This window comes from Maribacter sp. BPC-D8, from assembly GCF_035207705.1.
Lineage (GTDB): Bacteria > Bacteroidota > Bacteroidia > Flavobacteriales > Flavobacteriaceae > Maribacter.
In genome coordinates this window covers 1,554,695-1,567,512 of record NZ_CP128187.1, presented here as the reverse complement: position 1 = coordinate 1,567,512, position 12,818 = coordinate 1,554,695, and the positions used below count along the sequence as shown (strand labels likewise).

Sequence of the window (12,818 nt, the reverse complement as noted above, 5' to 3'; positions counted from 1 at the left end):
GTTCGAATGGTGTTAAATCATTTGTTTTTTAAATTGAAATTTCGAGTTTGCTTAGTTTTCAACTGGTTAAGAGATTGTAAGTTTTCGTTAAATTATTAAAATAATTTTGCGAGAGAAATTATGGCATAAAAAAATCCCATGTATCATGGGATTTTTCTTACTTAAAATTGTTGTTATTATCGCAATTTCGGATAGTCATCAGGATTGACTTCATGCATTATCGCATATACCTTTTCAAAAATGTCTTCTCTATTCGGTTTAGAAAAATAATCACCATCAGTACCGTAAGCAGGTCTATGTGCTTTTGCGCTTAAGGTTTGTGGTTTACTATCTAAATACTCAAATGCGCCTTGTTTTTCTACAATTTCATTTAAAAGATATGCAGAACATCCGCCAGGTACATCTTCATCTATTACTAATAAACGGTTTGTCTTTTTAACACTTTCTAGTACTTCCATTTCAATATCAAATGGTAGTAGGGTTTGTGCATCTATTACTTCGGCATCAATACCAACTTCAATTAATTCTTTGGCTGCTTTTTCAACGATACGTAGTGTCGATCCATAAGAAACCAATGTGATATCGCTACCTTCTTTTAAAGTTTCAACTCTACCGATCGGAGTGCAAAACTCACCAAGATTTTTAGGTTTCTTTTCTTTTAATCTATAGCCGTTTAAACTTTCTATTACTAATGCAGGTTCATCACTCTTTAAAAGTGTGTTGTAAAAACCGGCAGCTTGTGTCATGTTTCTTGGAGCCAAAATGTACATTCCTCTTAGTAAATGTATTAATCCGCCCATTTCTGATCCAGAATGCCAAATACCCTCTAGTCTGTGACCTCTTGTTCTAATGATTAAGGGTGCTTTTTGTTTACCAGCTGTTCTATATAATAATGTCGCTAAATCATCTGTAAGAGTAGATAGCGCGTAAAATATATAATCTAAGTACTGAATTTCAGCAATTGGTCTAAGACCTCTTAACGCCATACCTATACCTTGACCAATAATGGTTGTTTCACGAATACCGGTATCTGCAACACGTATTTTACCATATTTCTCTTGCATACCCTCAAGACCTTGGTTTACATCACCAATAGCACCTGTATCTTCTCCGAAAATTAAGGTATTAGGGTATTTTTTAAATAACTTGTCAAAATTATCTCTAAGTATAACTCTACCATCTACCTCTTCTTCATCGTCATTATATATAGGTGTAATGGCAGTGACGTTTGTCGCTTTGTTATCATTTTCGCTATAAAGATACGAGCTGAATTTATGCTGAGATTCTTTTAGAAAGGTGGAAGTCCACTGTATTAAATCTTGCTTTTCTTGCGTATTTTCTCCTAGTAAATAACGTAAAGATTTTCTTGCTGCAATTGCCAAATCTTTACGTAGTGGCTCTTCAATTGCAATTAAATCATTCTTTAATTTATTAAGGAAATTTTTGTTAGCACTTTTAGAGGCTGCTTTTTCTATTATATTAATTAATACAGACTTCTCTGTTAGATTGTCTTTTAAATACTCGTCCCAAGCTTGCTTTTTAGCTTCTCTAACGGTACGCTTAATTCTTTTTTCAATAGATTCTAATTCTTCAGAGGTTGCAATGCCAGATTCTAAAATCCATTCTTTAAAACGTTTATTGCAATCATGATCACGCTCCCATTCTAAACGTTCGTTGTCTTTGTAACGCTCGTGTGATCCAGAAGTAGAGTGGCCTTGAGGTTGTGTTAATTCATTTACATGAATTAATACCGGTACATGCTCTTGTCTTGCAATATCTGCAGCATTTTCATAGGCATGCATTAACGCAGTATAGTCCCAACCTTTTACTCTTAAAATTTCGTATCCTTTTTCGGTTTCAGTTCTTTGAAAACCAGATAGAATTTCTGATATATTTTCTTTTGTAGTGTGAAATTTTGCGGGTACAGAAATACCATATTCATCATCCCAAACACTAATAACCATAGGTACTTGTAATACACCTGCAGCATTTATTGTTTCAAAAAACATTCCTTCACTAGTACTGGCATTGCCAATGGTACCCCATGCAATTTCATTTCCGTTTACAGAAAACTTGGCGCTATCTAAACCTTTTTGATTTCTATATACCTTAGAGGCTTGGGCCAGCCCTAAAAGACGTGGCATTTGCCCTGCAGTACATGAAATATCTCCACTACTGTTTTTTTGTTTTGTTAAATCTTTCCAACTGCCATCAGCATTTAAACTATGCGTTAAAAAGTGACCACCCATTTGCCTACCGGCACTCATAGGTTCTTTTTCAATATCTGTGGTAGCGTAAAGGGCGTGAAAGAATTCTTTAGGCTGTAAAAGACCTAATGCCATCATGAACGTTTGGTCTCTATAGTAACCACTTCTAAAATCACCATTTTTAAAAGAACGGGCCATTGCCAATTGAGGTAGCTCTTTTCCGTCTCCAAAGATGCCGAATTTAGCCTTACCGGTAAGGACTTCTTTTCTTCCCAATAAACTACAGGTTCTGCTTAAAAAAGCAATTTCGTAGTCATTGATAATTTGTTCTTTGAAATCTTCAAAAGAAATATCATTACTGGTTTTAGAAGAAACATCCATGTATTATACGTGTTTTTACAAAATTACCGAATCAAGTACTTTTTAGCAACGCTGTTACCCGTTAATTTATTCCATATTTTTCAACAAATTTGGTATTTTATTGAAAATATCTGAATTTTAGTTAAAAAAAATACTATCTGTATTGAGAATTAATAGTTTAAAACCATTTTCTTGTGAATAGTCCTGTTAAGGTTTTCGGACTTACCGTAATGATAAAACGTATTTTTTCACCATAGTTGGGTTGTGAAACTTCCCAGCCGTTATTTGAGTGAACTGGTAGGTAAAGTTCAAAGTAATCGGTTACTAGATTTAAACGTACACCAGAGTCATAAACGAATTTGCCATCAAGACCTTTATTTTTTACTAAACCTGCATCACCATATAATTCAATCCATTTCCATAGATTGAAACTACCATTGACGGTCGCCATCCAATCATTAGAGAATCTATATTGTTGATCCAAGAAAGATTTAAATCCGCCTTCGGCGATAATAATCTGCTGACTGTAAATACCAGAATCTTCTGATCGACCTAAATAGCCGTAATCGAAAAGATAATCTGTAGGGCGGTCAAGTGCAAAACTAAAGAAATCTGTGTCTGTATTGTTGCTAAGAAATTTACCAGCGAAAAATCGAAGATTTAATTGTCTGTTGTTTTCAAATAGTTTTCGATATTCATATTCAAACGAGAGCTTACTAAAACTACCTGCTAATTGAAAATCTGCAAACCAGGAATTATAATCTAATATGCCATTATTTCTGCTGGTATATCGTGCATTAAATACACTGTAATCAGGATTCTCTGGATCATTTGATAAACTTACCAATGCTGGATCAAAATCTCTGAAAATGTTCACATATCTAAATGATAGAAACTCCCTTTTATTCGATAGTAAATCTGCAGGTCTAAAACCAAAGCTCAAAGATGGCGTTATAGATGAGTATCGAGAATTTTCATTAAAATGAGATGTACCGGCACCTATGTTATATTGGGCTACATACAATCCGCTTTTACTTAAGTATTTTCTGTAGCTGAATTTCCCTGATCCTACAAAAGCTTTTTCTTTGAAAGAATAAGAAGGCGAGAAGTCATACACAAAAGGTCTTTCGAGTAAGGTTTTGTTATATAAACGCATACCCGGGGTCCATCCATCATAAACATTAAAACTTATTACTGGAACATAGAATACCTGATTGTAATATGGGTTTTCTGCATCTTTAAAAAAAGTGAACTTTAGTTTTTTGTTACTCGATAAAAATCCTTTTAATGACTTCCAATTATCACGTTGATTGAATTCTGGTATTTTTTGATCATAATTTAATACCAGTCTATCTTCTTCATTATTCGGTATAGCAAAGGTTTCTTCTAGCTCAATATCTTTGAACCAATATTCAGAAACTACCGAATCTTTTTTAAGCCCAAATACGGAAATGGGTACGTTGGTGCCTTCTTTATTTTTAATCGTTACATGTAATGAATCTGTTTCTTTCTTTACTTTTTTGATCTTAAAATCAATTTTACGATCAGTAGAAACATAGTCTTTAAAAAACCAATTGATATCTTGTTCGGTAGAGCGTTTTAAAATCGATTCAAAATCATGAACCTTTACCGTGTTCAATTGATAATATTCAAAAAATGTTTTAATACTTTGGTCTACGTGTTCTTTGCCAATGTAATCTGCTAAATATGCCAAGCCTAAACCAGCCTTATATTTATTCGCTATTTTTTGATTGAATTTAATAAGCGAATCGTTTGATGTTTGAAGCGCTTGGTCTAAGTTTTTACGGGCGGTTAAATTGTATAAAAAAGAATACTGGTCATTAAAATCCATCTTTGCCAGCTCAAAACTTCTAAAGCCCCAAATTTTAGATAGTTTCCCCATTAATTTTTGATCGGGGTAGTATTTTTCTATATACGCTATCATCAAATAATTTGCTATAGCGCTGTTCAGCCACTGTTCTTTTCTTGGATTTAAGAACATGGTTTCTCTTAAAATACTATTGATTGCCGTTTTCAAGAATTTCATTTCAAATTGAAACTGTTCTTGGTAAGGACGTATAAAAGAGGGGAGTTGATTTATGCCATAAAGTGGGTCTTTATTATAATCAAGCTCACTAACTAATATTTTTTCATGAGGATAATCGCCAAGATTTGAGTGAATGAAATTGGCAACCTTATTTATAGATAGACCTTGACCAATTGGGCTATATCTTGGAGCGCTAAAATCTGTCAAGAATGTCATGTACGGCGTTCTGTGCGTATAGAAATTTTTCTGTGTATTCAGAATAATTTCTCCGCCACGCTGCAAGTTTCCTTTTAATTTAGCAAATTGTCCGTTAGGGAATGTTGATTCAGTTTTTACATCAAAGTTAGAGGCAAGGTATAAACTATCGGGATATTTGAAATTAATGGTGGTATTGGTTTCATTCATATAAAGATCCTCAAGATTTTTATTTGAATACAAATGCCATTTGCCGTCGTATACAGCTGGTGTTAAATACCAATCTTTTAAGTAATAATCTCCTCTGCTACCGTAGCCGTAAGGAGTGTATTTGTTTGGTGGTAATTTCACCTTATAGGTGATGAAAATTTTTGTCGATGTATTAGGGAGTAATAAATCGGCTAATGTGACTTTTAAAATATCTTTACCTTCTGTTCGACTCCATTCTAGTCCGTTATAAGAATCATCGACAACACTAATTATAGTGGTTTTACCACGTTCATCTGCTTTTGCTAAATGAAGCGATTTTTTAAATTCTTGAGCAAACCTTTTTGCTAGACCTGTGTTTTTATCTGAATAGGCATTCGCCCAGTCATTAAAATAAATGACACCTAAATTGTAGTTCGATTTATTGTAATAGGTGAATTCTTGACGAATATCCAATTCATTGGTATACTCGTTTAGGCTAACGGTAAGGTCTGTATCATACTGTGCATAGCAAGTAGCTACATTGGTAACTAATGTTACTATGCACAGGTAGAAAAGTAATTTTAAATTGTTTGTCAAGGTCTGAATTAAAAATTAGGACTCATGCTGTGTCCTTTGTAAAATGAATCTATAATTTCAACAACCTCTTCTTCTGTATCTACAATTTTAATAAGATTTAAATCTTCAGGACTAATAGTTCCCATTTTAAGCATAGTGCCTTTTATCCAATCCATAAGTCCGGTCCAGAATTCGCTACCCACTAAAATAATAGGGAATTTTCCAATTTTATGAGTTTGAATAAGGGTGATAGCTTCAAAAAGCTCATCTAATGTTCCGAATCCGCCGGGCATTACTACAAAACCTTGAGAATATTTTACGAACATTACCTTTCTTACGAAGAAGTAATCGAAATCTAAACTCTTGTCATTATCGATATACGGATTGTCATGTTGCTCAAAAGGTAAGTCGATATTTAAACCTACAGATGTACCACCGGCAAGGTTTGCACCTCTGTTACCAGCTTCCATAATACCTGGTCCACCACCAGTAATAACTCCGTAACCTGCTTCTGCAATAGATTTTGCAATAGATACTGCTAGTTTGTAATATGGGTCTTCTTCTTTTGTTCTGGCAGAACCAAAAATAGATACACATGGTCCTATTTTACTCATGCGTTCAAAACCATTTACAAACTCGCCCATTATTTTAAAAATGGCCCAAGAGTCATTGGTTTTTATTTCGTTCCAGCCTTTATGATGTTTTTCTGATCTCATTCTTTATTTTATATGCTATTTAGATAATTTTTATCTAATTATTAATTTAATTCTCTCTTTAAAAACTTTGCGGTGTAGCTTTTCTTGTCTTTTGCAACTTGCTCGGGAGTTCCTTTCGCTACTAACTGCCCGCCTGAGCGTCCGCCTTCGTAACCGATATCTATGATGTAATCTACCATTTTAATTACGTCCATATTATGTTCAATAACTAACACGGTATTTCCTTTATCAGCTAATGTATTCAAAACATCCATTAAAACCCTAATATCTTCAAAATGAAGTCCGGTTGTTGGCTCATCTAAAATATAGAAGGTATTACCCGTATCTCTCTTAGAAAGTTCTGTAGCCAATTTTATACGTTGCGCCTCACCACCTGATAGGGTAGTAGATTGCTGCCCAAGTGAAATGTAACCTAAGCCCACATCTTGAATGGTCTTTAACTTACGATGTATTTTCGGAATAAGTTCAAAAAATGATACAGCTTCGTTAATAGTCATTTCTAAAACATCTGAAATGGACTTGCCTTTGTAACGAATTTCTAGCGTTTCTCTATTGAATCTTTTGCCATTACAGGTTTCGCATTCTACATAAACATCTGGTAAGAAATTCATTTCGATAACACGTAAACCGCCTCCTTGACAAGTTTCGCATCGCCCACCTTTTACATTAAAACTAAATCTACCAGGTTTGTAGCCTCTAATAGCTGCTTCGGTAGTCTTTGCGAACAGTGAACGTATTTCGCTAAATACACCAGTGTATGTAGCCGGGTTTGATCTAGGTGTTCTACCAATAGGTGATTGGTTGATATCAATAACTTTATCGATATGCTCTAGCCCCGTAATTTTCTTATACGGCATTGGCTTTTTAACGCCATTGAAATAATGGGCGTTCATAATTGGATAAAGCGTCTCGTTGATTAAGGTTGACTTACCACTACCAGATACTCCCGTAACTCCGATCATTTTTCCCAACGGAAATTTGACGGTTACATTCTTTAAGTTATTACCCGTACAACCAGATAATACAATTTCATGACCATTACCCGGTCTTCTCTTTTCAGGGACTTCAATCTTCTTAACACCGGTCATATAATCGGCAGTAAGCGTATGAACATTTTTCAATTCTTCAGGCGTACCTTGAGATATGATTTCTCCACCATTTTTACCTGCTTTCGGACCTATGTCAATTACATGATCAGCTCTTTCTATCATATCGCGGTCATGTTCGACCACGATAACAGAGTTGCCAATATCTCTAAGAGATTCTAATGATTTGATCAATCTTTCATTATCTCGTTGGTGTAAACCGATACTTGGTTCATCTAAAATATAAAGTACACCTACCAATTGGGATCCAATTTGGGTTGCTAATCGAATGCGTTGTGCTTCGCCACCAGATAACGATTTAGAGCTTCTGTTCAATGATAAATAATCGAGGCCTACATCTAGTAAAAATTGAATTCTAGTACTGATCTCTTTTATAATCTCTTCGGCTATCTTTAACTGATTGCCTTTAAGTTTTTTATCTAAACCATTAAAAAATGCTGCTAATTCAACAATGTCAAGATTAGCAAGCTCGGCAATATTTTTATCTTCTATTTTGAAGTAAAGTGATTCTTTTCTAAGTCGGAAACCTGAACATGACGGACAAGTGATTCTGTCCATATATTCTTTTGCCCATCGTTTAATTGATGTTGAGGCAGCTTCTTCGAACTGATTTTTTATGAAATTAGAAATTCCTTCATAATCAATTTTATAAGTGCGTTTTACACCTAAAGTTTTAGAGTCTACTTCAAAACTTTCTTTGCCTCCTTTTAAAAGAATCTCAATGGCTTCAGCAGGAATAGTATCTATAGGATCTGTGATTTGAAAATCATAACGTTCTGCTATAGTCTCAATCTGTTTAAATGCCCAAGATTTTTTATAGTCTCCCAATGGGGCTATTCCGCCGCCTTTAATCGACAGTTTTTTATTAGGGAATATCTTCTTCTCATTTACTTCGTACACATGACCTAAGCCACTGCAGTAAGGGCACATGCCTTTTGGTGAGTTAAATGAAAATGTGTTTGGCTCAGGGGTAGGATAGGAGATACCTGTTGAAGGGCACATTAAATCTCTACTAAAATATCTTGGTAAATCGGTACCTTCTTCTAAAACCATTAATACATTATCGCCACTATACATGGCTGTATTTATAGTTTCAGATAAACGTTTATGAAAATCTTCGCTTTCAACAACTTTTAATCTATCAATGACAATCTCTATATCATGAACCTTGTAGCGATCCACTTTCATGCCTTTGACGATATCTTTTACTTCACCATCAACGCGAACCTTTACAAAACCTTGCTTGGCAATTTGCTCAAATAGTTCGCGATAGTGACCTTTTCTAGATTTAATTACCGGTGCAAGTATGTTTATTTTCTTTCCGTTATACGATTCAATGATCAAGTTTTTAATTTGTTCATCGCTATAACTCACCATTTTTTCGCCAGTATTATAACTGTGCGCATCTGCTGCACGGGCAAAAAGTAGTCTTAAGAAATCATATATTTCAGTGATAGTACCAACCGTAGATCGTGGCGATTTAGAGGTTGTCTTTTGTTCTATAGCAATAACAGGAGATAGACCATCAATTTTATCAACATCTGGTCGTTCTAAACCTCCTAAAAATTGTCTTGCATAGGCAGAGAAGGTTTCGATATAACGTCTTTGCCCTTCAGCATAAATAGTGTCAAAAGCCAACGAAGATTTACCACTACCAGATAAGCCGGTAATAACAACCAGTTTATCTCGGGGAATGGTAACATCTATATTCTTAAGGTTATGAACGCGTGCGCCCTTAACTTCTATATTTTCTTCAAAATTAATCATGTATTCATAGCAAAGCTGCAAAAGTACGATTTTGAGTGCTAATTACATACGTTCTTGTGTTCTTTGAAAAGACTGAATATCTTAAATTGTTGATGCAATCGCTTAATAGAGTCCTAATAGAATTTTATAGCTCATAAAATATTAAATGGAATAAAAACAATTGTAAAGCTTACAAAGTTTTATTCATGCATTACAAACAGTGGGATTGAAGTTTGGTGGCTTAATTCTTCAACCGAGTTGTTAAAGAATACTTGTTGAAACAAGTTTAAATTTTTTGCAACCAATGTCAGCATTTCAATTTTATTGTCTGAAATATAATCTAAAATTGAATCTCTAACACTTTTACCTAGAATATGATTAAAGCTATGTTTATCAATAAATAGCTCTTTTAAATAATCGTTTAGATAGGCTTGGTTGATTACTTGAGAATTTGAAAAATTGGGTTTAAATTGTGTCACATGAATAACATCTAATTTAGCATTTGAAATTTCTAGTATTTCTGTAATCGAGTTTAAAATAGGGTAGGTGTAGAACAGATTGAAATCTGTCGGAAAAGCAATCTTACTCGGTACTTTTATAATCGTATTTTCAGGTATTACTAATACATTACAAGCTACTTTGGTTATTACATTACCTGTATTGGTGCCAATAACTGAAGCTTTTAGTCCCTTGGCTCCTTTTGTGCCCATGACTATTATATCAATTTTTTTAGCTTCTACCGTTTTTTTTACAATGTCAATGAAATTACCATACTCTTCTAATGCAATAAATTGATGCAATGGGTTAGTGCATAAATTTGATATTTTTTTAAAAAGTAATTGTAAACTTTCTTTAGATGAGATTCGATTTGGTTTCGTCATAACCAATAAAGAATTACCATGAATATCTGAATTGCTTAGTTCATCTACATGTAGTACATAAAATATGCACTGTTCATTAGTGAACAGATTTACAGCATATTCAAGCGCATTCCATGAGTTGCTTGAAAAATTTGAGGGTATTAAAATGTGTTTCATTCAATCGACTTACCGTGCAAAAGTAAATAGTTGATGAAACGTGATAAATGATATTTATCAGATATCGCTTAATTTACATATTGTAATGCTTTGAGTTCTAATATTTGAATATTTCTACCTTCGACGGCTATAAGACCTTCTTTTTTAAAACCAGATAATGTGCGTATCAAACTTTCGGTCGCTATGCCTGCAACACTTGCTAGGTCATTACGTGAAATTCTAATGGGCTCATCTGGTTTGGTATTCATAACATCTGCAAATTGTAATAAGGTCTGCGCTGTTTTTCTGCGTACAGAACTATAGGCCATTTGTAATAATTGAGCTTTTATATTAGAAATATTTGCAGATAAAAGCTCCATAAGTTCCATAGAAATGGTCTTGTTTTCGTTCAGAATTTCTGTTAAGCTTTCTTTAGAAATGCCTGCTAACTCGACATCGCTCATTGCTGTAGCCGATTCTTGATAAGGTACATTGTTTAAAAAAGAGGTGAAGCCTAAAAAATCATCTGCTTTAGCTAAAGATGTAATCAATTCTTTTCCGTCAGGATCCATGTTGTAGCACTTTACAAGTCCTTTTAAAACAAGATAAATTTTGTTAGAACGGCTATCTTCTTCATAAATATTTTCTCCTTGCTTGAAATTTACTACCTCGCCATTATCATCAAAAAAGTTTTTAAGTTCATGAATGGTTCGCATTTCATTCTCTGAAACACCATGTTCTTTTGAAGTTTCATCTTGCATTCGTAACAAGAGTTCAGCTTTGGCTAATCTACTCTCTACCGCACTCATTAAATCTTCTTCATCAAAGGGTTTGGTTAGGTAGTCATCTGCACCTAAATCCATTCCTTTTCTTATTTCTTTATGCTCTGTTTTTGCAGATAAAAAAATGAAAGGTATTTGTTTTGTCTTTTCATTATTTGTTAAACTTTCTAAAACACCATAACCGTCAACCTCGGGCATCATAATATCGCAAATGATAATGTCAGGTAAATTCTCAATGGCGGCTGTAATACCTATTTTTCCATTAGGTGCCGTCATAACAGTATAACCCGCTAATTCTAAAAGTTCTTCGGTATTTTCTCGTAAGGCTTTGTCGTCCTCAATCAATAAAATTCTTTTCATCTTCTAGTTGGTTTTTAATTTAGGTATGCTTAGAGTGAATGTTGACCCTTTGCTTTCTACACTTGAAAACTCAAGACTGCCACCTAAATTCTCTATATGTTGTTTTGCAATATTTAAACCAATGCCGGTGCCTTGTGTCAATAAAGCGTTCTCTGCTCTAAAATAACGATTAAATATGTGTTTTTGCTCTTCTTCTGGTATACCAATGCCTTCATCAATAACGCTAATGGCGTAACCTGTATCTTTTATGTCCACCTTTATATTAATGGTGGAATCTTCAGGAGAGTACTTAATAGCATTATGTACTAAATTGGATAACGCCAATTCTAAGGTCTTTTCATCGAATTGTATATTTAATTCATCAATGTTTTCTGGGTAACGTATTTGTTGGCCAGATTTAAGTAACATGTTTGCGTTATATACTACCTCATTAACTGTTTTACTAAGCGGAAATTCTTCGATTTTATAATTCACCTTTCCAGATTCTAGGCGTTCTACAGATAGAAAATCATTCAGTATAGTATCTAAATATTTTACCTTATTCTTAATAGTAGTTACGTGCTTATCTCTTTTTGGCTGTTGTTCTGTTTCGGTATATTTACCAAGTAAGGTAATCGATGTTAATATACTGCTTAAAGGGGTTTTAAATTCATGTGATACCAGGGACAAAAAACGTGTTTTAAGCTCGTTCAATTCTTTCTCAACCGCCAGAGCTTCTGTAAGTTGTTGGGTACGTTCTTCAACTATATTTTCTAAGTTTTCAGTGTAATTTTTTCTTTCGGTAATATCTAAAATAAAAGCTACAAATACTTTCTTTTCTCCTAAGTTTGATAATTGTAGGTGAACTTCGACGGGGTATTTAGTTCCGTCTTTTCTGCCATGTTTGGTTTCAAATTTAACTCTTGCTGTCTCATCTTTTAACAAGGGAGATATCAAGGTATTGAATTCAGAAATATCCATATCGGGTTTAATGTCAACAGGAGTCATTGTGTATAACTCTTCAAATGAATACCCTATATTTCGTTGCGCTTCTTTATTTATATTCAAAAACTTAAACGTATCGGCATCAAAAATAAAAATTTCATTCAGCGATTCATCAAAAATACGTGCCCAATGGCTTAATTCTTCTTCTCTATTTTTACGTTCTGTAATATTGATTATCAATGCCATTACGTAGGTAGCGCCATAAAATTCAAACGGATTTAAACCTGCCTCAACAGGAAATTCTTTGCCGTCTTTACAGATACCATATAGATTTCTACCATGCCCCATTTGGCGTTTATCACTTTTTGCGATAAAATTATCTACGTGTGCGTCATGACCGGCATGGTATCTTTTGGGAATAAGAATATCTAATGGCTTACCAATTAGTTCGCCTTTCTCGTAACCAAACATTTGCAGCGATGACGTATTTGTGGCTACAATAATTTGATCAGAATTTACAACGATAATGCCTTCTGAAACACCTTCTGATAATAAATTAAAAATGTCACTATTTTTCTGGAAATCCTGCATATT

General features: G+C 34.1%; 7 protein-coding genes. All 7 read right to left on the bottom strand.

Features of this window, described 5'->3' with window-relative positions:
- Positions 1–176: 176 nt before the first annotated feature.
- Positions 177–2,588 (bottom strand): alpha-ketoacid dehydrogenase subunit alpha/beta, encoded by a 2,412-nt coding sequence (locus tag QSV08_RS07155; protein ID WP_324027717.1) that lies wholly within the window; start codon positions 2,586–2,588, stop codon positions 177–179.
- Positions 2,589–2,745: 157 nt separating this feature from the next.
- The gene (locus QSV08_RS07150; protein WP_324027716.1) at positions 2,746–5,595 is read right to left on the bottom strand and encodes a metalloprotease; all 2,850 of its coding nucleotides are present in this window, start codon (positions 5,593–5,595) and stop codon (positions 2,746–2,748) included.
- Between the two features lie 8 nt (positions 5,596–5,603).
- The gene (locus QSV08_RS07145) at positions 5,604–6,290 is read right to left on the bottom strand and encodes a TIGR00730 family Rossman fold protein (protein WP_303599267.1); all 687 of its coding nucleotides are present in this window, start codon (positions 6,288–6,290) and stop codon (positions 5,604–5,606) included.
- Positions 6,291–6,331: 41 nt separating this feature from the next.
- Positions 6,332–9,163 (bottom strand): excinuclease ABC subunit UvrA, encoded by a 2,832-nt coding sequence (gene uvrA, locus QSV08_RS07140; protein WP_324027715.1) that lies wholly within the window; start codon positions 9,161–9,163, stop codon positions 6,332–6,334.
- A 179-nt stretch (positions 9,164–9,342) separates the two neighbouring features.
- Positions 9,343–10,179: a universal stress protein gene (locus QSV08_RS07135; RefSeq protein ID WP_324027714.1), complete on the bottom strand. Its 837-nt coding sequence runs from the start codon at positions 10,177–10,179 to the stop codon at positions 9,343–9,345.
- Between the two features lie 68 nt (positions 10,180–10,247).
- A complete protein-coding gene (locus QSV08_RS07130; protein ID WP_324027713.1) occupies positions 10,248–11,300 on the bottom strand; it encodes a response regulator in 1,053 nt (350 codons plus the stop codon).
- 3 nt (positions 11,301–11,303) lie between these two features.
- Complete coding sequence (locus tag QSV08_RS07125) at positions 11,304–12,815, bottom strand: sensor histidine kinase (RefSeq protein WP_324027712.1); 1,512 nt, start codon at positions 12,813–12,815, stop codon at positions 11,304–11,306.
- Between the last annotated feature and the right edge of the window lie 3 nt (positions 12,816–12,818).

Bases quoted from the DNA above. Each gene is read 5' to 3' on its own strand.
- QSV08_RS07155 (WP_324027717.1), bottom strand. From the start codon at position 2,588: ATGGATGTTTCTTCTAAAACCAGTAATGATATTTCTTTTGAAGATTTC.
- QSV08_RS07145 (WP_303599267.1), bottom strand. From the start codon at position 6,290: ATGAGATCAGAAAAACATCATAAAGGCTGGAACGAAATAAAAACCAAT.
- uvrA (WP_324027715.1), bottom strand. From the start codon at position 9,163: ATGATTAATTTTGAAGAAAATATAGAAGTTAAGGGCGCACGCGTTCAT.
- QSV08_RS07135 (WP_324027714.1), bottom strand. From the start codon at position 10,179: ATGAAACACATTTTAATACCCTCAAATTTTTCAAGCAACTCATGGAAT.
- QSV08_RS07130 (WP_324027713.1), bottom strand. From the start codon at position 11,300: ATGAAAAGAATTTTATTGATTGAGGACGACAAAGCCTTACGAGAAAAT.
- QSV08_RS07125 (WP_324027712.1), bottom strand. From the start codon at position 12,815: ATGCAGGATTTCCAGAAAAATAGTGACATTTTTAATTTATTATCAGAA.